General features: G+C 38.7%; 23 protein-coding genes and 2 tRNA genes (1 of these 25 running past the window's edge). 19 read left to right on the forward strand and 6 right to left on the reverse strand.

All coding sequences use genetic code 11. The features are described from left to right. The 3 genes from IGI64_RS03385 to IGI64_RS03395 form a co-directional block, all read right to left on the reverse strand. A protein-coding gene (locus IGI64_RS03385; RefSeq protein ID WP_429939484.1) for a DUF2200 domain-containing protein crosses the window boundary here: on the reverse strand, positions 1-196 show its 5' portion. 155 nt of this gene lie to the left of the window's left edge; only the first 196 of its 351 coding nucleotides appear in the window; the start codon lies at positions 194-196; its stop codon lies beyond the left edge, outside the window. Between the two features lie 66 nt (positions 197-262). Further along, positions 263-715: an ImmA/IrrE family metallo-endopeptidase gene (locus IGI64_RS03390; RefSeq protein WP_429940748.1), complete on the reverse strand. Its 453-nt coding sequence runs from the start codon at positions 713-715 to the stop codon at positions 263-265. Between the two features lie 27 nt (positions 716-742). Then, positions 743-1072, reverse strand: a complete 330-nt coding sequence (locus IGI64_RS03395) for a helix-turn-helix domain-containing protein (RefSeq protein WP_016624270.1) — start codon at positions 1070-1072, stop codon at positions 743-745. Positions 1073-1331: 259 nt separating this feature from the next. Between IGI64_RS03395 and IGI64_RS03400 the strand changes: the two genes are divergently transcribed. The 8 genes from IGI64_RS03400 to IGI64_RS03435 are packed head-to-tail and all read left to right on the forward strand — an operon-like array spanning position 1332 to position 7021. Continuing rightward, positions 1332-1664, forward strand: coding sequence for a hypothetical protein (locus IGI64_RS03400; RefSeq protein WP_429939485.1), 333 nt, complete (start codon positions 1332-1334; stop codon positions 1662-1664). After that, on the forward strand, positions 1657-2583 hold the full coding sequence (locus IGI64_RS03405; RefSeq protein ID WP_429939486.1) for a Lin1244/Lin1753 domain-containing protein: 927 nt from the start codon (positions 1657-1659) through the stop codon (positions 2581-2583). The genes IGI64_RS03400 and IGI64_RS03405 overlap by 8 nt, the downstream gene beginning before the upstream one ends. Continuing rightward, positions 2573-2728, forward strand: a complete 156-nt coding sequence (locus IGI64_RS03410) for a hypothetical protein (RefSeq protein ID WP_429939487.1) — start codon at positions 2573-2575, stop codon at positions 2726-2728. Before IGI64_RS03405 ends, IGI64_RS03410 begins: the two co-directional genes overlap by 11 nt. A gap of 25 nt (positions 2729-2753) precedes the next feature. Then, positions 2754-5003 (forward strand): BppU family phage baseplate upper protein, encoded by a 2250-nt coding sequence (locus tag IGI64_RS03415; RefSeq protein ID WP_429939488.1) that lies wholly within the window; start codon positions 2754-2756, stop codon positions 5001-5003. A 30-nt stretch (positions 5004-5033) separates the two neighbouring features. Beyond that, positions 5034-5480, forward strand: a complete 447-nt coding sequence (locus IGI64_RS03420) for a hypothetical protein (RefSeq protein WP_429939489.1) — start codon at positions 5034-5036, stop codon at positions 5478-5480. A gap of 1 nt (position 5481) precedes the next feature. Further along, entirely contained in the window at positions 5482-5610 is a 129-nt protein-coding gene (locus IGI64_RS03425) for an XkdX family protein (RefSeq protein ID WP_429939490.1), read from the forward strand. A gap of 39 nt (positions 5611-5649) precedes the next feature. Continuing rightward, positions 5650-6048 (forward strand): phage holin family protein, encoded by a 399-nt coding sequence (locus tag IGI64_RS03430; protein ID WP_429939491.1) that lies wholly within the window; start codon positions 5650-5652, stop codon positions 6046-6048. Then, positions 6041-7021, forward strand: coding sequence for a peptidoglycan recognition protein family protein (locus IGI64_RS03435; RefSeq protein WP_429939492.1), 981 nt, complete (start codon positions 6041-6043; stop codon positions 7019-7021). The genes IGI64_RS03430 and IGI64_RS03435 overlap by 8 nt, the downstream gene beginning before the upstream one ends. Before the next feature lie 42 nt (positions 7022-7063). Here IGI64_RS03435 and IGI64_RS03440 read toward each other — a convergent pair whose 3' ends face one another. Next, positions 7064-7579 (reverse strand): hypothetical protein, encoded by a 516-nt coding sequence (locus tag IGI64_RS03440; protein WP_429939493.1) that lies wholly within the window; start codon positions 7577-7579, stop codon positions 7064-7066. A 152-nt stretch (positions 7580-7731) separates the two neighbouring features. Next, positions 7732-7804, reverse strand: a tRNA-Thr gene (locus tag IGI64_RS03445). Positions 7805-8192: 388 nt separating this feature from the next. On the opposite strand from IGI64_RS03445, the gene IGI64_RS03450 reads away from it, so the two are divergent. From IGI64_RS03450 to IGI64_RS03470, 5 genes are all read left to right on the forward strand, one after another. Next, positions 8193-8266: transfer RNA gene (locus tag IGI64_RS03450), tRNA-Asn, on the forward strand. A gap of 167 nt (positions 8267-8433) precedes the next feature. Beyond that, positions 8434-9447: an acyltransferase family protein gene (locus tag IGI64_RS03455; protein WP_429939494.1), complete on the forward strand. Its 1014-nt coding sequence runs from the start codon at positions 8434-8436 to the stop codon at positions 9445-9447. A 72-nt stretch (positions 9448-9519) separates the two neighbouring features. Next, positions 9520-10848: an aminopeptidase C gene (locus IGI64_RS03460; protein WP_429939495.1), complete on the forward strand. Its 1329-nt coding sequence runs from the start codon at positions 9520-9522 to the stop codon at positions 10846-10848. A gap of 198 nt (positions 10849-11046) precedes the next feature. After that, positions 11047-11877 carry a fructosamine kinase family protein gene (locus IGI64_RS03465; RefSeq protein ID WP_016624258.1) on the forward strand — a complete coding sequence of 277 codons (831 nt, stop codon included), beginning with the start codon at positions 11047-11049 and terminating at the stop codon, positions 11875-11877. A gap of 14 nt (positions 11878-11891) precedes the next feature. Continuing rightward, on the forward strand, positions 11892-12644 hold the full coding sequence (locus IGI64_RS03470; protein WP_429939496.1) for an acyl-ACP thioesterase domain-containing protein: 753 nt from the start codon (positions 11892-11894) through the stop codon (positions 12642-12644). 40 nt (positions 12645-12684) lie between these two features. On the opposite strand, the gene IGI64_RS03475 is transcribed toward IGI64_RS03470, so the two are convergent. Next, entirely contained in the window at positions 12685-13653 is a 969-nt protein-coding gene (locus tag IGI64_RS03475) for an asparaginase (RefSeq protein ID WP_016624256.1), read from the reverse strand. A gap of 87 nt (positions 13654-13740) precedes the next feature. Between IGI64_RS03475 and IGI64_RS03480 the strand changes: the two genes are divergently transcribed. The 6 genes from IGI64_RS03480 (at position 13741) to thiI (ending at position 20465) form a co-directional block, all read left to right on the forward strand. Beyond that, positions 13741-14574 (forward strand): DUF72 domain-containing protein, encoded by an 834-nt coding sequence (locus IGI64_RS03480; RefSeq protein ID WP_016624255.1) that lies wholly within the window; start codon positions 13741-13743, stop codon positions 14572-14574. A 15-nt stretch (positions 14575-14589) separates the two neighbouring features. After that, complete coding sequence (locus tag IGI64_RS03485; RefSeq protein WP_016624254.1) at positions 14590-15426, forward strand: Cof-type HAD-IIB family hydrolase; 837 nt, start codon at positions 14590-14592, stop codon at positions 15424-15426. A gap of 17 nt (positions 15427-15443) precedes the next feature. Then, complete coding sequence (locus tag IGI64_RS03490) at positions 15444-15974, forward strand: HAD family hydrolase (RefSeq protein ID WP_429939497.1); 531 nt, start codon at positions 15444-15446, stop codon at positions 15972-15974. A 210-nt stretch (positions 15975-16184) separates the two neighbouring features. Then, positions 16185-17906 (forward strand): septation ring formation regulator EzrA, encoded by a 1722-nt coding sequence (locus IGI64_RS03495; RefSeq protein WP_429939498.1) that lies wholly within the window; start codon positions 16185-16187, stop codon positions 17904-17906. Positions 17907-18097: 191 nt separating this feature from the next. Further along, entirely contained in the window at positions 18098-19240 is a 1143-nt protein-coding gene (locus tag IGI64_RS03500) for a cysteine desulfurase family protein (RefSeq protein ID WP_429939499.1), read from the forward strand. Between the two features lie 16 nt (positions 19241-19256). Next, the gene (gene thiI, locus IGI64_RS03505; protein WP_034862109.1) at positions 19257-20465 is read left to right on the forward strand and encodes a tRNA uracil 4-sulfurtransferase ThiI; all 1209 of its coding nucleotides are present in this window, start codon (positions 19257-19259) and stop codon (positions 20463-20465) included. The last annotated feature ends 834 nt before the right edge of the window (positions 20466-21299 follow it).

The following is a 21299-nucleotide window of genomic DNA, read 5'->3' on the forward strand; positions in this document are numbered from 1 at the left end:
GCGGTGCATTTTCGAAAAAAGTTTCCAAGTCGACATTGTTATTTATTTGTTCATCAAGTCCTGACTGATCATATCCCGTCAACCAAAAAATAATTTCATCAACTTCTTCTTTGGTTCGATTTTTTCTTTCTGCTTTTTGGATATATAACGGGTAAACACTGGCAAAACTAGTAGTATAAATACGTGGTTTAGACATTTTTTATCCTTTCTTTATAAGAACACAAGTATTTTAAATGAAAAATGTTCAGCAAAATTATATTTTTCAATGGTTATCAAATAATTCAAAAACCCCGACAGTACCGTTTGGACGGAAATAAATATGGTATTTACCATAAGTCAGTCCGTTCTCGTATGTTTTCGCATAGACACGAATCGCATCTTCCAACGCATTTTTGGTAATTCCTAAAAATTCTGCACATTCCCAGACCGTATTGAAACGTTCTTTATAGCAAGCAACGATATCAGCAGGAGTAACGACCAGTGTTGCTCCCACGTCTCGTGCTTTTTGTTCTTGTTTTCTCTGCTCATTTGTATCTTGTTTGACGATGTCTCCAGCACTCGTCAAGTAATGGCCGATTTCTTCAGCGACTGTACTGATTAGCTCTTTTTTTGATTGAAAAGGATTCAAATAAACATGTCCATCTATATATAAACCTTTTTGACCAATTGGCATATTCGTGTCAAAGACATAATTGAGTTCTTGATAAGAGGACATCATTTGTTCTAATTTGTCCAAAAAACATCAGTCCTTCTTAGCGTGTTTTTGTTTGATAAAGTCGATATAATTCAGAATATCTTCCATCTGTTCTTCAGACACATCATCATCAATGTGAGCAGCGACAGTCATTTGTTTATCTGAAAGTGCAGATTCTTCTTTTCCTTCCCGCCCATGTAAATAATCTAAAGTAACACTGAAGTAATCAGCAATTTTATTTTGAAGTTCAATATCAGGCGTGCGTCTGCCTTGCTCATAAGAAGAATAAGTCGTTCTTGCTATTCCTAAGACTTTAGCTATATCATTCTGCGTCAATTTTTTCTTTTTTCGTAATTCAGTCAAGCGTATGCCAAACATACAAATCACCTCCACATGATACTTTATGACATAAGTATACTACGCAAAACGCGTCCATGGAAGCTATTTATCTTTAATGAGTCAATACGAGTATAAAAATATTGACTGTACACTAAATGACGTAGTAATATAAAAGTACGCGAAATGACATCATAAATAACGATTAAGTCTTTCTTAAACTAATTATTTCTGATCAAAGATCTTAAATTAATTTTTTTTGCAAATGAATGACGCATATTGACGTACAAGGAGTGAACTCATGTTTACAAGAAAAGAAGCTGAAGCGTTTGATAGATGGCTATTAAATCTAGCTGAAGAAAACAAACCAGCAGATCCAGAGAACGGTGTAAAAGTTACAGATTTCAAGGGAGATCTGATTTTTGATGAAGATTATGTCTTCGAAGTATTCTTTCAGCATCAAGAATTTGATCAAGAAAAGAAAAAAACATATGTCAAAAAAATTTCCAAGGTTTCAAATCAAGATAATTTAGCTGCTGCTTTAGATTATTGGAAGGCAGCAAATGTTAAAGAAATCAAACTTCTAGGGACAGGCAAACAATACTTTAAAGAGAGAGGCGGAAAAAATGGCTAGACCAATGAAAGAAGGATTAGACTATTTCCCTCTGGACGTGCATATTTTTGAAGATGAAAAAATAGAAGCGATTGCTGGTGAGTTTGGCATAAAAGGGGAACTTGCAGTTATCAAACTGTTATGTGCGATATATGAGAAGGGTTATTTTATACAATGGGATGAATTAACGAAAGCAAAATTGTTGAAAAGAATTCCAGGTGCAAATAAAAAATTATTAGAAGAAGTGGTCGAACGTTTAGTGACATGGGGGTTTTTTCATCAAGGTTTCTTTGATTCAGCTAAGGTATTGACCAGTTTGACTATCCAAGCCACTTATTTTGAAGCAACTAAGAGAAGAAAAGGTTCTAGAGCTGTAGATTATGTAATCCAAGATACTTACTCAATTTCTGAAAAAGAAATAAATGTAAACATTAATCCTCAAAGTAAAAGAAAAGAAAGTGAAGTAAAAAAAAGAAAAGATAATCCAATAGAACAAGAGCTAACGTCTATTTTTAATTATCTGGAAAAAAATGGCTTTGGAAATCCAAAGGGAAATCGTGTTGAAAAAAAAATCTTTTTCTGGATGGATGCGTTGGCACATGAGGGATTTACAGCACAGCAAGCCGCTAATTGGTTAATACATGGTGTGAATACCGCTATTGAGAATAACAGTCGGCGCTGGTCTTATATCGAAGGGATTCTTAACAATCGTTTTGATAAAAAGATTTTCACAGAAAAACAAATCAATGAAGAAAAAAGTAAACATAAACAAAGTCGATCTATTAAAAATACACAGAAGACCCGACATGAAAAATTGCCGGATTGGTTAGAGCATCCGCAGAATGAATTAGAACTCTCCTCAGAAGAAAAAGCAGAGGTATCTGCTCGTTTTAAACTCTACCAGCAAAAAATGAAAGTAGGAAAGACAAATGAAAAATAACGATATTATAAAGCAAATTGCTTATTTGACTCATCAACCGGAATGGGTCAATGATCCAAAACTGGTCAAAAAAGTACAATATCTTGGCAAAAAAATTATGGGCGAAAACCGTAAAGGCCGCACTAAGAAAATAATGCTGGTTTGATTGTTGCTAATGGGGCGGTGGTATCGTGATTTATAAAATGAATGAATCCATCATTGTTATTCAAGCAGAAGCTATCAATCCTATTCGGACTGGTGTTGTGTTTTGGTCCCATGATCGTGGAACGGCAAAGCTGCGATTTAAATTGCAGAAAGATGGAGTTAATCAAAACTTGCCAGAAGGGACAACTGTTCCTATTCGCCTAGTTTTTAAATCTTCTACAGCACAAGGCGGCTATGGTAAACATGACTATTTGGCCACAATCGAAGATCGCCTCAATGGGATTGTTTCTATTATATTAGAAGACAATATTTTGGGTTATCAGGGAAACGTGGAAGGAAGTATTTATATTGATTTTCCCAACGACCAATCGTTAGACACGGCTGGTCGTTTTTCTTTTAATATTAAACGAAGTCCAATCGATGACAGCACACCAGAATTGGAAGATTATTACTTCAACGGATTTAGTCAGACCATCAACAAAATCGAAAAAATGATTGCTGATGCCAAAACAGAAATCGATGAGAAAATTGTTGCTTCTAGCACCGAAATTGACGGAAAACTGAAAGACACCAACGATAAAATCACAAAAGCAAATCAAGATGTTGCGACAATAAATAGCAATATCGATAAAGCAAATGATCGCATCAACCAAACCAGCCAGCAAATCGGCGATCTCGGCAAGCTGAAAAAGATGTATGCCAACAGCATAGATTTTGGTGATTATGATTATTCGGGGAATCCCAACGTGTTACCAGTATATAGTCGAGCTAATGTTGCTAACTTAATGTCTTCGAGCGCTACAGTTACAGACGGAGGAACCTATTTAAAAATTGAAAAAACGCAAAATACGGAGGCCGCTTCTATAGGCTTTGGAATTGTTGGTTCTAAATACATCACACCTATGTTAAACGAACAGACACAATATACTTTGACGTTTAAGCTCAAGGCTGAAAGTGGATTTGTTGGTACTGGTAAAAACGTGACGCTTAGATACCGTTATCAAAACGAGCAAAATACGGTTGTGGTACCTGTTGGTGGTTCACTTCCGAATGATAACTTTTTAACTGATTGGACTGAATATAAGTTCACAGGTACGACAGCAAGCACAAGTAAAGGTGCAACACCCTATATTCATTTATGGTTAGAAGCTTCTGCGCAAGGTACGTTGTTAGTTGATTATCAAATTAAGATTGAGCGTGGTGCTAACTCTACACCGTTTCAGCCTAATCTACTAGAAGAACCATACTATTTGAGTAAAGTGCCATTGAGAGAAAATATTGCCAATAAATCTGTAGTGTTTCCTATTGTAACTTCTGATTACAAAATCTACGGCGCTTCACTCCAAGAAAATTGGCAAGCTGGTCAAAGTTATACGCTAACCATGAAAGCCGCTAAGCCTTCTACTCAAAGTTTCAATGTTTTTATGAACAGCGGCACTATGGGTGTAGGTCCAATGGTGCCAGTTGAAGGGAAGACAGATGTGTGGCAAAAGACTTTTACCATTTCTCAATCGAACATAGATGCTGGTGTAACAAACGTAATGGCTGTTTATCAAGTACCTAGCTCGACTGCAGGGGCATGCAAAATTGAATGGCTCAAACTGGAAAAAGGCGATACAGCGACACCAAACGTTAACATGTTCAAATACTTCGGTGAAGGATTGAAAGAAAGCAATAATCCATCCGATTACAGCTGGGATATTACACCGGAATATGCTGAAAAGACGATGGGGAATGCTGTGGACTTGACATACCCGCAATCCGTTGAAGGTTTGAAAAATTTCAAAGATGGTATTCAAGTGGGTGGTAAAAATGTGGCCACAATTGATGACTTAGATAAAGCAGCTACCACAACTATTTATAATGGCGATGGAGAAGTTTCCAATCTTCCGTACAATGGCACTACTTTTGGATTTGGGTCTCAAGTCAATACAAATGGAACATTGCCTGCTTTTACTGTAAATGGAAATCGGGAAGCTGTCTGTGAAATTGCTGGGACTTATAGTGTAACAGCCCAAATAAGAATGCAGTTTGGCGCTACACTTGATGGATATCTGTACATTGATTTAATGAAAAACGGAACAGTAATAAACGCTAATAGCGGCATGTTTTCTTTAGGTGGAACTGGATTACGTAATAGACATGCACATGCAGGACATAATGTAATTACAGTGGCCAAAGGGGATAAATTATCTTGGAAAACGAGTTCCAATTTAACTGGAAACTTTTCTTTTGCAGGATGTTTTTCTTTTGAAGCTACTCGATTAGGGGTCTAAAAATTTTTGATTATAAAAGGAGGAAAACAAATGAAAGATATTTGGGAATATGGTAGACCAGGCGGGAAGTACGCAGGTCAAGTTGTAGACGATATGGTTATGACTGTCCCATATACAGATGTACCGCCGCTTGAAGGGATTCGCTCGGATGGGAATCCTTTAACGATTGATGACCAGCTGTTTGATCCAAAAGAAAATCGATGGATCGTTTTAATGAACGTCTTGGACCACAATCAATTAAACAATCTTGAAGCCATGCACGAAGTTTTGAAACAAGAGAATACCGCTCTTAAATTGTTGCATGCGAAAACGATGCTTAACGAGATTGCTATCAAACAGGAAAATATAGCGCTGAAAGAGAAAGCTGACACACTAGCGCAAATCAATTCTAAAACAATGCTAGCAGCTGTTCAAAACAGTAAGGACATCGCAACGATCAACGAGCAATTAAATCCAGTTGAAGAGGGGGCAGAGTAGTATGTTTAGTTACGAAGATATTAAACAGATGTATGATTGGGGTTGTTTTACCGATGAACAAGTTGGAGAGTTTGTCCCGTTATGTATTACGGCAGAAGAAGCGGAACAAATCATTAATAAGGAAATCTAGCATGCTCAAACGAGTGTGCTTTTTTATTTGGAGGAAAATATGATTATTAACAATACTTTATTACTAGACGAATTTAGAAACCTTTTGACAAACGGGTATGTACAAATCTTTTTGTGGTTTGTTATCGGAGACATCATTACAGGAATCTGCAAAGGGATTTTTGTAAAAGATGCAAATAGCACGAAGGGATTAGGCGGAATCGTTAAGCATATGCTTGTCGTTTGTTTGGTGGTTATTGCTTATCCTTATTTGAAAATTCTAGGGTTAGAAACGATCGCTACTGGTTTTGTGTGGTTCTATCTGGCAGTCTATGGGATTTCTATCACGGAAAATCTAGGGCAGTTGGGTGTACCAGTGCCGAAATGGGTAAAAGAGCGGTTATCTAAACTACAAGATACAGCAGAAGAAGAACCTAAGAGAGGGAAAAATAATGGTTAAAATCATCAATAAATCTGTTTGCCGCGGTGTAGCCGGCAGACATTCAGGAAAAGTAAAGGGTGTGGTAATCCACAATACTTGGACCGATACAACAGCAGAACAAGAAATGAATCGCTTAGCAGGGATGTCTGATAAACAATTGGAAGCAGGTTTTGCCCATTACTATTGCGATGAGAATACAATTATCCGAACAGAAGACACGTTCAATCGTGCGTGGCACGTTGCCAATTCCGATGGCAATAATAGCTATTTAGGCTATGAGGTGCGCGGTAATCGAGAAACGCCGAAAGCTGCATTTTTACAAGCAGAGCAAAATGCTTTCTGGCAAGCAGCGATTGACTTGCGTTTTTATGGATTGCCAGTGAACCGTGATACAGTCAAATGTCATCATCAATTTTCAGCAACAGAATGTCCAAAACGTTCGCTAATGGAACATTGCGGCTACGATTCAACTTTAGCAGTTCCTGCAGCAATCACTACAAAAATGCAAGACTACTTCATTTCACAAATCAAAAAATACTATGATGAGCCAAGTTTGCTGCCAGATGAAGAGCCGTCTGCAGGTGATAAAACACAAGATCAAATCGTCATAGACAGCAAACCAACACATCAAGGGAACGCCTACGCTAAACTAGACAAATTCAATGTAGTTTCAAAAGGTACAGCTCGTGTCGCAGGCTGGCTTGTTCCAGATACCCCGCAAGGACCAATCGGAACCTATGCTTATGTGTTAGTAATGGAATACGGAACAAACAAGGAGCTGACACGTATCCAGTCACAAGGGATTTCTCGTCCAGATGTGAAAAAAGCCTATGGTTACCAAGGTGGTGATGCGTTAGGTTTTGATGTTACCTTTGATACAAACTGGCTGAAAGGTAAAAAAATCGACATCATTCTGCGCCGATGCAGTCAATCGAACGGAGAAGAGTCGATAAATGATGTACGTATTTCTGATATTTATTTAACACTGTAAAAACAAGGTCTTGCTAAAGCTGTAATGGTATCTTATCCAATCTTAAAATGGATTCCCATATGCATCCGTCAGTATAATAGCTCCTTGTGGCGATACCCGATAAAACCCTACAGTTCCAGATCCGCCTTGTTCCAAAATAGATTTGCTGTAAGCAGCGAATAAATAATCAGAACCAACCATTTTATAAAATTTCATGACAATATCTTCATTTTGTAATTCAGGTGTATTATTTATTAATAACTGCAACGCTTCTTCTTGGGTAGATACTTCAGGGATGTTAGACGATGCTATTGGAGTTGATGAAGCAGTTGTCTCAGCACCCGCTTGAGAGGTCTCAGTAGAAAGAGTAGATTCTTGAAGTTGTGAGCTTTGTGTACTAGACGATTCTTCTGCAACGGAGGAACTGGAAGTTTTGTTCGTTGTGGAAGAATCTTTTTCGCTAGTAGAAGTACTACTAGCAGCAATACTTGATGATGACATATTTGTTGAGAAGGAAGTTCCGCAAGCAGATAGTAAAAATAGGCTACCTAATACAGTGATAAAACCAACTTTTTTCATTTTATTAACTCCTTATAGTCTTAATTATTATTTATGATAAACCTTATATAGTAAGAATCAAAGTGATGAGTTATCTCTTGAGGATTTTAAATAATGACAAATAAAAAAACACGCCAATAAATGACGTGTTTCAACGAATTTTTCTTAAAGTAAGCCACCTGCCGGGCTTGAACCGGCGACCCCCACCTTACCATGGTGGTGCTCTACCAGCTGAGCTAAGGCGGCATGGCAGAAATGATCAATACAAGATATAGAATACCGAATCTAAAAGGTTTTGTCAATAATCCTTAGAGAAAAAGATGAACTCTCGGTGTTATCTAAAGAGAGAGAAGTATAGTTCTTAAAAAATGTGAAAATAGTTATTTTATAAATATTTAAATAGAAATAAATTCGTTATTTCTAATAAAGATAAATTTTAAATCAAAAAACGAAAATATCGACTGAATGAGGAAACGTTACCAATAAAAGAAATAATATGTCGTATCAAAAACTAATAATCTGTTATCTTTTGATGATAATATTCATAAAAAGACCGATTAAAAAAACTTTCAAAAAAAATAAAAAAAGTGTTGCGTTATTTCAAAGTTGTTGGTATTATATTCATGTACTTGATTCCGGCATAGCTCAGTTGGTAGTAGCGCATGACTGTTAATCATGATGTCGTAGGTTCGAGTCCTACTGCCGGAGTACTTTAAAACACAGCTGTTTGTCAGCTGTGTTTTTTTATTGTCCAGAAAAGCGAAATTGAATTGAGTGAAAGGCTTAAGATAAACGAAAGGTATTCTTTTGATTTAAGTGTTTTGTTTGTTGGTTTTTTCAGCAGCGGCTATACTTTTAATCAGGAGGTGTCGCTTTTGGTACAAAAGACAAGAGATGTGTATTTTGATAATGCAAAATTTCTTCTGATGGTTTTAGTGGTATTTGGCCATTTTCTGCAGCCGTTCATCAGCGATCAGCCGATTTATAAGGATCTTTACTATTTCATTTTTATTTTCCACATGCCGGCATTTATTTTGATTGCTGGATACTTTTCAAAAAACATCGGCAAACAAGGTAGTTTGAAGAAAATAGTGAAGAAGCTGATTCTTCCGTATTTGTTTTTTCAGTTTGTTTATTCTGTCTATTATTACTTGATTGGACTGCAATCGTCATTCAATTGGGATTTTTTAGTGCCGCAATGGTCCTTATGGTTTCTGATTAGTTTGTCGCTCTGGCAGCTTTCCCTTTATTTTTTCAGGAAAATAACGCCATTTTTGAGTATTTTTCTAAGTATTTCAATCAGTTTGTTGGCAGGATATCTGCCCTTTTTCGATCAATTGCTGACATTGCAGCGAACGTTGACTTTCCTGCCCTTTTTTATTGCTGGTTATTATCTTTCTTCTCAGCAGATCGATTGGTTTAAGCATTCTTCTTTCAAGTATTGGTCCGTTTTATTCCTGTCTGTTGTCTATCTGTTTCTTCACTACGATCAGATAATGAACAAATATTGGGTATTTGGTTCCCAGCCATATGAAGACTTCCTGATGGTCCCTGAATTTGGCGCAGCCATCCGCTGTCTTATTTTGTTTTTAAGTATCTTGGGCATCACTGGTTTTCTTGGTATTGTTCCAGATCGTGAAATGTTTTTCTCGAAGTGGGGGAAGAATACCATGGTCGTGTACTTGATGCAAGGCTTTTTTGTCAAAGGCGTGCGTGCGCTGGGTATTGATGAATTGAGTCTGTCTTTGTTAGGATTTGTGATATTATTTGCGGGTAGTTTGTTCTTGACGATCCTTTTAGCTAGCGAGCCGTTTCAGCGAGTAAAAACTTGGATGCGAGAAAGAGCTGAGGAGGCCAAACAACGCTTTACTGAACCAGATCGTTCGTAGTTTCAGTGATTGTAATTCGAAAATGTTAAGGGTAAAATAAGACGTATATTATGGATTTGGAAGGATGATTGGATGACAGCTATTACACCGGAAATGATCAAAAATTCTCGCAAGCAATTTCAAGCAAACCGCAAAAACCAAGCATTGCAAAGAGCAGTTGTGAAAAATGGGATCTCAGCTTCTGCAGAAGATACTGCAGGACAAGTAGAAAATACACCTATTTTCTCTATTGATTTAGCCACTGGCAAAGTTTCAAACCAAAAACAATCCGGCAGATGCTGGATGTTTGCTGCACTGAATACATTTCGCCACAAATTATTGAATAATTTTCATTTAAAAGAATTCGAATTATCTCAAAACCATACTTTTTTCTGGGACAAATACGAAAAAGCAAATTATTTCTATGAAAACATCCTTGCAACTGGCAAAGAGCCTTTAGAAAGCCGTAAAGTCGCCTTTTTATTAACAACACCGCAACAAGATGGCGGACAATGGGATATGATCGTTTCTTTATTCCAAAAATATGGTGTCGTACCGAAATCTGTGATGCCGGAAAGCGCAAATAGTTCAAATTCTCGCGACTTGAATAAATACTTGAATAAATTATTGCGAAAACATGCTGTTATTCTGCGTACGATGGTCGAAGAAGATGCAGGGACGGACGCGATCCAGTCGAAAAAAGAAGAACTTTTAGCAGAAGTTTACGATTTTCTTGCTATTTCATTAGGCACGCCGCCTCAAGTATTCGATTTTGAATACCGTGACGAAAACAACGACTACCATATCGACAGAGAATTGACACCGCAAATGTTTTACGATAAATATATCGGGGTAGATTTAGATGATTACGTAAGCATCATCAACGCCCCAACGAAAGACAAACCTTACAACAAATCATATACAGTAGAGATGCTAGGGAATGTTGTTGGCGGAAAAGAAGTCAAATACTTGAATGTAGATATGGAAACATTCAAAAAACTAACGATTGCTCAATTGGAACAGGGAGAATCTGTTTGGTTTGGTTGTGATGTTGGGCAATCATCTACACGAGACAGCGGTATTATGGCAACAAATATCTACAACATGAATGAATTATATGACGTCGATTTCACGATGACTAAAGCAGAACGTTTAGATTATGGCGAAAGCTTGATGACACACGCTATGGTTCTGACTGGTGTTGATCTGGTAGACGGAAAATCAACAAAATGGAAAGTTGAAAACAGCTGGGGAGAAAAAGTCGGCGATAAAGGATTTTTCGTGATGAGTAACGAGTGGATGGACGAGTACACATACCAAGTCGTCATCAGAAAAGATTTATTGACGAAAGAACAGCTTGATGCCTTTAATGCAGAACCAACTGTTTTAGCACCATGGGATCCGATGGGGGCTTTAGCTTAAAAAATATGTGATTTAAGAATCAGATAACTGTTTCTAATTTATTCATTTTATCAGTAAAAAAGATGTACGCTCAGTCGGCAGACGAGGTACATCTTTTTTTGTACTAAAGCTGGTTCCGCTTTTTTTCGCGAGGCTGTGCTATAATTTGTCTAGAAAAGGCTTTCGTTGTTGGAGGAGTGCAGCAAAGGAGTGGAGAAAATGGATATCCAAAGTGTACTAGAGGAAATCAAGTTAAATGGTAAAGTGATTCCAGTAGCTGGCGGGGACGTCAATCAAACCTACCGAATCGAAGAAGAACAGATGTCTTACTTTTTAAAAATCCATCCGCATATGCCAAAAGAATTTTTCGAAGCGGAAGTCAATGGACTGAAACGGCTGGCAGAGTATGTCCGTGTCCCTGAAACTTTTTTGTTGGGAGAAAATAAAGAAGGGGCTTATCTGCTGATGGAATGGATCGAACCTGGAAAAGGAGATCAAAGAGAACTTGCCCAAAAACTCGCAAGGATCCATCAAGTGACAGGACCGAATTTTGGTTTTTATGAAAATAATTATTTAGGTACGCTGAAACAAGAAAATACATTTGATGACAGCTGGTGGCCTTTTTTCTTTCGTAAACGAATCGAGCCGCAGATTGCGCTTGCAAAAGAAAAGAATCTTTGGACAGCTAAGCGGGAAACTGCCTATGTTATTTTCCAAGAGAAAGTTCTTTCTCGTTTTAAAGGGCAGATTGAGCCTTCGCTATTGCACGGAGACTTTTGGAGTGGTAATGTGTTCTTTGACCAACAAGGACAACCAGTCTTTATCGACCCAGCAGTTTCGTATGGAAGCCGAGAACAAGATATTGCGATGAGTCAATTATTTGGCGGTTTCAGACCAGAATTCTTAACAGCATATCAGGAGTTTTTTCCTTTAGAAGACGGTTGGGAACAACGGCTGCCAATCTACCAATTATATTATTTGCTCGCGCATCTGAATATGTTTGGCGAAAGCTACGGCAGACAGGTTGATCAAATATTAGCGATGGAATAAGAGGAGGCGTTTTTTTGGCGAAGAAATATACCAAAAAACACGAAGTTGCATATTATGAATGTGATATCAACAGAACAATGACTTTTCCGGCAATGCTTGGCGTGGTGATCAAGACTTCAGAAGATCAAAGCGACGAGTTGGGCCTCGGCAGTGCATTTGTGAACAGTTTTGGATTAACATGGGTCATTACAAATTATTCGATGGAAATAACCAGATTACCAAAAGTTGGTGAAACTATCACTATCACGACTCAAGCAATGGAATACAATAAATATTTTTGTTATAGAAATTTCTGGCTTCATGATGAAGAAGGAACAGAATTAGTGAAGATCGAGTCTGTCTTTGTTTTGATGGATTTCGTCAATCGGAAAATGAGCAGTGTAAATGAAGAAATCATTGCCCCATTCGAAAGTGAAAAAATCAGAAAAATCAAGCGCCAGCCTAAAATCGAAAACATCGAAGCTGGCGAAATGCTGCCTTATCGCGTACGTTTTTATGATATCGACAGCAATCAGCACGTAAATAATGCCATGTATTTCAACTGGATCATCGATGTGCTAGGTTATGAATTCTTGACTACTCATACGCCAAAGACGGTAAATATCCGTTTTGATAAAGAAGTAGAATATGGATTGCAGATCGAAAGCCATTATGAATGTCTGAAAGAAGAGGATACGGTCAAAACAAGACATGAAATCCGTCTGGAAGACCAATTATTTTGTGAAGCGAATATTATCTGGGAAGAAAAAGAAACAACAAGCAAATAAAAGAAAAGAAGACGGGCAGCTGAAAAGCCCGTCCTCTTTTTTAATTTTGGATGAAAGAAACCAATTCTTGACCAGAAAGGCCATGATTTAAGGCAATCAATAGTTTAAGCCGGGCTTTTTGACTATTGATGCTGTTGCAGAAAATAATACCCATATCGGCCAATTCTTTGCCGCCTCCAGCATAATCGTAGACAGGCTCTGCTAATCCATTAAAACAGCGGGAAACCAAGACGATTGGTACTTTTTGGCTCAAGAGCTTTTTCAGCGCACCAATTGTTTGAGGCGGCAGGTTGCCAGCACCCAATGCTTCAATGATCAGACCATCGACTTTTGTATGAGCAAATGCTTCCAGTAAATCACCATGCATGCCAGCGTAAGCTTTAACGATCGGAATAAGCCCGTCTGCGGAAGAAATGTCAAGATATTGAGTAGCCAATAATTCTTGCATAAATAAGATCCGAGATTTTGTCACCAAACCAATTGGACCTAATGTAGGTGTTCGGAAAGTGGCGACATTTGTCGTGTGGGTTTTCGTGACATAACGCGCAGCATGGATTTCGTCATTCATAACCACAAGCACGCCTTTTTGTTTGGCTTCCTCACAGCTCGCTACACGAATCGCGCTTTCAAAATTATAAAGCCCATCGCTGCCAAGTTCATTGCTGGAACGCATGGCACCAGTCAAAACAACAGGCAGTAAATAACCAATCGTCGTATCAAGGAAAAAGGCTGTTTCTTCTAATGTATCTGTTCCGTGAGTAATCACGACACCGCTGATATCTTCTTTAGCCGCTTTTTTGATCCGCTGTTTTAGTTCAAGCATGTGCGAAGGCATGATATGCGGGGAGGGGATGTTAAAGATATCTTCTACTAATAATTCAACATTTTCCGGTAAATGGATCGTAGCGTCTAACAAAGGATTTGCTACATCTGGACTCACTCCGCCAGTCAATGCGTCTTCTTTCATGGCGATTGTTCCGCCTGTGTGTAATACAAGGATTTTTTTCATTTCGCAGCCTTCCTTACTAATAATTTTGCATAGTCTTCATAGCATATTGTATACTATACAAATGAGAAAAAAAACCGGAGGCGGAAAATGATTCGGATTGGATTAACCTCTTTTAAAGAGCATGAAAAATTAACAGGTAAGAAGAGCAGTACGTTATTTGAATATGCTGGTTTCTTGCCTCTTGTAGAATTGGATACAGCTTATTATGGGATTCCGCGAAAAAGTTCAGTAGAAAATTGGCTAAAAGAAGTGCCCCACGATTTCCGATTTGTTATGAAAGCTTACCAAGGAATCAGCGGACAGGGAAAATGGCAAGATTATTATACTTCTCAAGAAGAAATGATCGAGCGTTTTTTAGATGCAATGGCGCCTTTGATCGAGTCTGGGAAACTCTTTTGTTTTTTGATCCAATTTCCTTCATCATTCAAATGTACAAAAGAGAATGTCAACTATTTACGGCAAGTACATCAGTGGTTTAAAGGATTACCTGTTGCGATAGAGTTAAGAGATTACTCTTGGTACAGCGAGAAGTATCTTGAAAGAACCAGAAGTTTTATGGAACGAGCAGCCTTTTCGCTCGCAGTTATCGACGAACCGCAAGTTTTGAACGCAACGATCCCTTTTGATCCTTATGTCACGAATCCAGACTTTACTTTACTTCGTTTTCATGGAAGAAATGCACAAGGCTGGCAGGCAAATGATCAAGATTGGCGAAAAAAACGGACACTCTACAGATATTCAGATGAAGAGCTGCGTCAATTAGCAAGTGAAATCAAAACGATTGAAAAAGAGACCAAAGAAGTGGGAATTATCTTCAATAATAATTCTGGCGGAGATGCGGCAGAAAACGCACTGGCTCTTCAAGAAATCTTAGGAGCTAAATTCCAAGGATTGAATCCTGCTCAAATCGACTTATTTTAGAAAGGCGTCGAAAAGATGATAAAAGCTGTTTTTTTTGATATAGACGGTACACTCGTAACAAATAGCTCAAAAGCAAGGGAATCGACCAAGACAGCTATTGCGCAAGCTCGTGAAAAAGGGATTCTTTGCGGCGTAGCAACAGGAAGAAGCCCTGTCCGAATCAAGCATCTGATTGACGAGCTTGAGTTGGATATGTTCGTTGTTTACAATGGACAATTAGTTTTTACACCAAATGAAACGATCACCGACGAGCCGTTTGAACCGGAAGTATTACAAGAAATCGTCGACTTTGCAGATGAAAATCACCGGCAAATCATTTTCGGCGGACGTGACCAGCTTGCTGGCTCAACGACGATGCTTTTAGGACAGTCTGTTTTTGTCAAAAAAATCGTCAGTTTGCTGCCAAAAAATTTTCCTGTTCGTTTGATGAAAAGAGTTCTGCAGCTTTACAGCCCGCATCGGCAGAGAAATCGGTATGAAAGTTTGCCGATCTTAAATGAGCCAGTATATCAATGTATTTTACTGAGTGCTGAATCAGAACAAGAGAAGTTGACACAATTATTACAGGATTGTACATTCCAACGTTCCAATTCTTATACCGTCGACCTCATTCCTAAAGGCGGTTCGAAATTAAAAGGAATCCAAACTTTTGCAAAAGCAAATCAGCTTGAGATGTCTGAAATCATGACATTTGGTGATCATTTAAATGACATTGAAATGTTGAAAGGAACCGGGATAGGCGTAGCCATGGGCAATGCGCAGCAAATCGTCAAAGATTCTGCTGATTTTGTCACAGATACCAATGAAAAAGACGGGATTTACGAAGCATTCAAGCACTTTGGGATAATTTGAAGCAAGGGGAAACAAAAATGACCGAAAAAAAGACACCTTTTGAACAAGCAGAAGAATTTCATCAAACATTTGACCCTCGGCGGCCAGCTGTTCCTACGCCGTTTACCGTGGATGAAGCAACATTTCGCGCAGCGTTTAAAATCGAAGAGTTAGTGGAATTGACAGCGGCAGCAACTGGCGGTGATTTAGATAAATTGCATGAAAAAGTCCAAATGCTGCATCAAGCACTGGATCAAGCAGAAGCAAAGATGAGCCAAAAACAAGGCTGGGGAGAAAATCCTCTGACAGAACAAGTGGATGCTTTAACTGATATCTTGTATTTTACTTATGGTTCGTTCTCGCTGATGGGGGTAGATCCTACCCGCATTTTTGATATCGTCCACCAAGCCAATATGGGAAAACTTTTTCCAGATGGTCAACCGCATTATGATCCTGTGACTAATAAAGTGTTGAAACCAGAAAATTGGGAAGCTGACCATGCACCAGAGCCAAAAATCCAAAAAGAACTCGAGCGGCAATACCGAGAAGCACAGCAAAACCAGCAGTGATTTTTTTCAAAAAAATTGTTATTTCTGCAAAGAGAAAAAATAAAAGATTTTATGGGAAGATAGTGAATGCGCAAAAAGAGTATGCTATAATCTATAATAGATGTCTTTTGCATAAAAGGACTTATTCGTAACGATAAGTAGTTAAAATGTGCGGAGCAGATCAAATATCTGTGTGCGAAAAGATGCATAGTGAAAACGGAGGAACCATAAATGGGAAGTAATGTTATCATCGGAATCGTCATTGCGATCATTATTGTAGCCATTGTTCTTTACTTAGTGGCCTATTTTATGAAAAAACAGAACCAAGATCGGTTAGATGCCTTGGAGAAACGCAAGGAAGAACTGTTTGACTTGCCAGTGATCGAGGAAGTTGATGATGTCAAAAAAATGCATCTGGTTGGACAAAGCCAAAATACTTTTCGTGAATGGAGTCAAAAGTGGAATGACATATCTACCTCTTCTTTTGCAGAGTTAGAAAGCCAAATCTTTGAAGTAGAGAATATGAATGAGACCTTTCGATTTCTAAAAGGCAAAAAAGCCGTCGTCGAAGCAGAAGCAATGATATCAGAGATGGAGAAAAAAGTCGCTGAGATCCGTGACGGCCTAAAAGAATTACGTGAAACAGAAGAACGTAATTCCCTTGAAGTCCAACAAGCATTGGACGTTTATGAGGAATTGAAAAAGAAAGTCAAAGAAGACGCGGACGAATATGGACCTGCACTTTCTGAATTGGAAAAACAGGTCAAAAACATCGAGATCGACTTCACCCAGTTTGTGACGCTGAATACTTCTGGCGACCCAGTAGAAGCCCGTGAAGTATTGGATAAAGCAGAGAAACATACGTACGAAGTCGAAACATTGATGAAAAAGATCCCACCGTTATTTAAAGACTTAGATTCAACTTTCCCTGAACAGCTGCAAGAAATCAAAGACGGCTATGCACAACTGCAAGAAGCACAATATGTATTTCCGGAAGAAAACTTTGCTGGAGAAATCGAACACGTCGAGAAAAGGATCGAGAACTCATTAGCTGATCTTGAAAAAACAGAAGTAGCTACAGTTGAGGTCTCAAACCGCGAAACAGCAGATTTGATCGACGGACTTTACGATACATTGGAACGCGAGATCGAAGCACAGAAATATGTGAAAGAAAATCAACCGCTGATTGAAGAATATATTTCTCACGCATCGAAGAATAATCGCCAATTGATGATCGAACTTGATCATACATCACAAAGCTATGCGCTGAATCACAATGAAATCGGACGAGTTCGCGGATTCCAAACAGAAGTGGATGAATTGGAACGCCAAAATGATCAAATGACACCGCAGCTTGAGCAGCATGAGATCCCTTATTCAGAAGCCCAAGTGTTCTACAAAAATGCCTTCAAGATCCTCGATGATATCGAAAGACAGCAAGTGGAGATCGATGACTCGCTGCACGAATTGCGAAAAGGCGAAAAAGAAGCGCAAGACAAAATCGATACGTTCGAATTCAAATTGCGTAATCTTAAACGTTTTGTTGAAAAACAACGTTTACCTGGTTTACCAAACGATTATTTGGAATTTTTCTTTGTTGTAACTGATCGTGTCGAAGAATTAAGCGCAGCCTTAAATAAAATCCGGATCGATATGGAAGAAATCAATCGCTTAGTTGGACTTTGCGAAGAGGATATCGAAATCTTGGATAAAAAGACACATGACCTAGTAGATGCTGCTGCACTAACAGAACAAATGATGCAATATGCAAACCGCTACCGTCATACCCACGAAGAAATCAAAGAATCAATTGAAAAAAGCTACCACTTGTTCAATAAAGAATACCGCTATCAAGAAGCACTTGATGAGATCGGCACAGCTTTAGAACGAGTAGAACCAGGCGCATTCAAACGAATCGAAGACTTCTATTTCAATAACCCAGATCTGATTTGATAGAATCAGCAAAAATGTTCCAAAAACCAAGCTTTACGATGCCAATCATCGATTGCTTGGTTTTTGGTTTTTTCAACGTAGAAAATCGATCCATAATCAGCTGTTTTTGTTTTCTTTGTAAAGAAAGAATGGTTGAAAGCTGATAAGACAACAGTTATAATAAACAAGAATTTCAAAAAAGAGGGGTTTTTATGATTTATTTTGACAATAGTGCGACAACCCCGATCTTCCCGCAAAGCTTGGATACGTACGTTAAAACCAGCCAGCGGATCATTGGGAATCCTTCCAGTCTTCACGACTTGGGGAATCAAGCAAACCGTTTGCTGCAGCAAGCAAGAAAGCAAATCGCGGAACAAATCGGGAAAGATCCAGAAGAAGTTTACTTTACTTCTGGCGGAACTGAAGGAAACAACTGGATTTTAAAAGGAACGATGATTGAGAAAAAAGAATATGGCAACCATATGATCATTTCCGGCATCGAACATCCATCGGTCAGCGAGACGGCCAAACAACTAGAAAGTTTGGGCATCGATGTCAGTGTAGCACCTGTCGATCAAAAAGGTTTCGTCAAAGTTGATGAGCTGGAAAAGTTGATCCGCAAAGAAACAGTCCTCATCTCTGTCATGGCCGTCAATAATGAAGTGGGCTCCATCCAGCCAATCAAAGCCATCAGCGAGTTGCTTGAGGCGTATCCAAAAGTCCATTTTCATGTCGATGCTGTCCAAGCAATCGGCAAAGTAGCACAACAAGAGTGGCTGACAGATCGTGTTGATTTTGCGACATTTTCTGCCCATAAATTCCACGGACCACGCGGAACTGGATTTATTTATTGGAAAAAAGGCCGTCGTTTAGCACCATTATTAACAGGCGGAGGTCAAGAAAAGAACCAGCGCAGCGGTACAGAAAACGTTCCAGGAATTGTTGCGATGGCGCGTTCTTTACGTTTGGCACTGGATCAAAAAGAAGCCAAGCCTAACCATACCAAACACTTGAAACAAGCATTGGTCAATGCTTTAAGCAGTTATGATAAGGTAACGATTTTTTCAGAAGGCGAAGAATATGCACCGCATATCTTATGTTTTTCCTTAAAAGGGATTCGCGGAGAAGTGCTGGTCCATGCATTGGAAGAAAAACAAATCTTTATCTCTACAACAAGTGCCTGCTCTTCTAGAAAACATCTTGCCAGCAGCACGCTTCATGTCATGCATGTTTCGAATGACTTGGCAACTTCAGCGGTTCGGATCAGTTTAGATGAAAGTAATACATCCGCAGAAGTAGAACAATTCATGATCATTTTCAAACAGCTTTATAAAAAGTTCTCTGCTATCAACTAAAGAAAGAGGTAATCCTGTGAATTACAGTGAAATCATGGTTCGTTACGGTGAGTTATCTACTAAAGGAAAAAACCGTAAATCATTTATCATGCAGCTTGCGCAAAATGTACGCCAAGCATTAAGCGATTTTCCAGAAATAAAAATCCATGCTGACCGTGACCGCATGCACTTGTTATTGAATGGTGCAGACAGTCAGCTTGTTTTTCCGAAATTATCAAAGATTTTTGGGATCCAAAATTTTTCTCCAAGTATCCGTGTTGAAAAAGACACTGAAGTACTAAAGAAAACTGTTCAAGATGTGATGAAAGAAATCTATACAGGAAAAGAAACCTTTAAAATCATTGCAAAACGAAGTGATCATCATTTTGAACTGAACAGTAATGAATTGAATCAAACATTAGGAAATGCTGTATTCGATATTTTTCCTGAGATCCAAGTCCAAATGCGCAACCCAGATATTCCATTGCGCGTAGAGATTCGCCAAGATGGTGCGTATATCTCTTATGAAACGATCAAAGGAGCTGGCGGCCTTCCAGTTGGTACAAGCGGTAAAGGTATGTTGATGTTATCTGGAGGAATCGATTCACCAGTTGCTGGTTATTTTGCCATGAAACGCGGTGTGGAAATCGAAGCAGTCCATTTTGCCAGCCCGCCTTATACAAGCGAACAAGCTTTGCAAAAAGCAAAAGATCTAACGGCAAAATTAGCACCTTATGTAGGAACGATCCAGTTTATCGAAGTACCGTTTACTGAAGTACAAGAAGAAATCAAGAAATCTGTTCCTCAAGGCTATTGGATGACCTTGACCCGCAGAATGATGCTGCGTTTAACAGATGAGATCCGAAAAATGCGTCATGGTTTGATTATTTTGAACGGCGAATCATTAGGCCAAGTCGCTTCTCAAACATTGCAAAGCATGGTAGCCATCAATGAAGTCACAAATACACCAATTGTCCGCCCAGTAGCAACAATGGATAAATTGGAAATCATCGAAGTAGCAGAAAAAATCGACACCTTTGAACTAGCGATCCAGCCATTTGAAGACTGCTGTACGATTTTCGCACCACCGCAGCCAAAAACAAGACCGCGTTTGGATAAAGTCCATCAATACGAAGAACGTTTGGATATCGAAGGAATGATCCAGCGAGCGCTTGAAGGACTGAAATTTAGTGAGATCCAAGCAGAAATGAAACAAGAAGCAGAAGAGTTTTCTGATTTGTTATAAAGAGGTTATTTTCTCAGTGTCCTGGTCCGAGCGTTAAGACTCTTTTCAACGGGGAAACAGCTTCTCATGTTTTTCCGTTGAAAAGCTTAACGCCTAGGAGCAACTGAGAAAATACCGTTTAAATAGAGGTCGTGAAAGAGCTGTTCAGCTCCAAGTAATAAGCTGCTAGCTTCTCATATTTTTCAGAGAAGCAGCTTATTACCGAAGAAGTTAGATCGCGAACACCGTTTGGATAGAGGTTGTGAGCAAAGCGTTATGACTTGAGTATTAAGACTCTTCTCAGCAAAATAGCTTCCTATATTTTGCTGAGAAGAAGCTTAATACCGAAAGTCAGCTTTGCGAGCACCGTTTAAGTAGAGGTCGTGAAAACGATGTTCTGCTTCAAGAAATAAGGAAAAAAAGACAGAAATGGCTTCTCACATTTTTGTCTTTTTTGATTTATTTCCGCAGAAGCAATCGTTTGAACACCGTTTGATTAGAGGTTGTGAAAAAAACGTTCAGCTCCAAGCAATAACGAAGAAAACCACAAAACAGCTTTACATGTTTTGTGGTTTTTTGAGTTATTGCCGAAGGAGTTGGTTCTTGAACACCGTTTAAAAGAGATTGTTTTCTCAGTGCTTTGATCCGAGCACCAAGTAGATACTGTTCGACATCGAATCACTTCGTTCTTCGTGTTTTACAGTATTAAGAATCTTTCCAAGAAAATACTGTAACGCCCAGATGCGTATACGCATCTGGGCGTTATTTCTATTTCTGAAATAGAAATTTTTTGTGAAAAAAGTGGAATAGAACCGTCTTTTATAAGTTAAGTATTTAAAATTTAAATGTGTAATA

It is taken from the genome of Enterococcus sp. DIV0210g (assembly GCF_050559705.1).
GTDB classification, from domain to species: Bacteria; Bacillota; Bacilli; order Lactobacillales; family Enterococcaceae; genus Enterococcus_B; species Enterococcus_B faecalis_A.

Bases quoted from the DNA above. Each gene is read 5' to 3' on its own strand.
- IGI64_RS03390 (WP_429940748.1), bottom strand. From the start codon at position 715: ATGTCCTCTTATCAAGAACTCAATTATGTCTTTGACACGAATATGCCA.
- IGI64_RS03395 (WP_016624270.1), bottom strand. From the start codon at position 1,072: ATGTTTGGCATACGCTTGACTGAATTACGAAAAAAGAAAAAATTGACG.
- IGI64_RS03400 (WP_429939485.1), top strand. From the start codon at position 1,332: ATGTTTACAAGAAAAGAAGCTGAAGCGTTTGATAGATGGCTATTAAAT.
- IGI64_RS03405 (WP_429939486.1), top strand. From the start codon at position 1,657: ATGGCTAGACCAATGAAAGAAGGATTAGACTATTTCCCTCTGGACGTG.
- IGI64_RS03410 (WP_429939487.1), top strand. From the start codon at position 2,573: ATGAAAAATAACGATATTATAAAGCAAATTGCTTATTTGACTCATCAA.
- IGI64_RS03420 (WP_429939489.1), top strand. From the start codon at position 5,034: ATGAAAGATATTTGGGAATATGGTAGACCAGGCGGGAAGTACGCAGGT.
- IGI64_RS03425 (WP_429939490.1), top strand. From the start codon at position 5,482: ATGTTTAGTTACGAAGATATTAAACAGATGTATGATTGGGGTTGTTTT.
- IGI64_RS03430 (WP_429939491.1), top strand. From the start codon at position 5,650: ATGATTATTAACAATACTTTATTACTAGACGAATTTAGAAACCTTTTG.
- IGI64_RS03435 (WP_429939492.1), top strand. From the start codon at position 6,041: ATGGTTAAAATCATCAATAAATCTGTTTGCCGCGGTGTAGCCGGCAGA.
- IGI64_RS03440 (WP_429939493.1), bottom strand. From the start codon at position 7,579: ATGAAAAAAGTTGGTTTTATCACTGTATTAGGTAGCCTATTTTTACTA.
- IGI64_RS03460 (WP_429939495.1), top strand. From the start codon at position 9,520: ATGACAGCTATTACACCGGAAATGATCAAAAATTCTCGCAAGCAATTT.
- IGI64_RS03465 (WP_016624258.1), top strand. From the start codon at position 11,047: ATGGATATCCAAAGTGTACTAGAGGAAATCAAGTTAAATGGTAAAGTG.
- IGI64_RS03475 (WP_016624256.1), bottom strand. From the start codon at position 13,653: ATGAAAAAAATCCTTGTATTACACACAGGCGGAACAATCGCCATGAAA.
- IGI64_RS03480 (WP_016624255.1), top strand. From the start codon at position 13,741: ATGATTCGGATTGGATTAACCTCTTTTAAAGAGCATGAAAAATTAACA.
- IGI64_RS03485 (WP_016624254.1), top strand. From the start codon at position 14,590: ATGATAAAAGCTGTTTTTTTTGATATAGACGGTACACTCGTAACAAAT.
- IGI64_RS03490 (WP_429939497.1), top strand. From the start codon at position 15,444: ATGACCGAAAAAAAGACACCTTTTGAACAAGCAGAAGAATTTCATCAA.
- IGI64_RS03495 (WP_429939498.1), top strand. From the start codon at position 16,185: ATGGGAAGTAATGTTATCATCGGAATCGTCATTGCGATCATTATTGTA.
- IGI64_RS03500 (WP_429939499.1), top strand. From the start codon at position 18,098: ATGATTTATTTTGACAATAGTGCGACAACCCCGATCTTCCCGCAAAGC.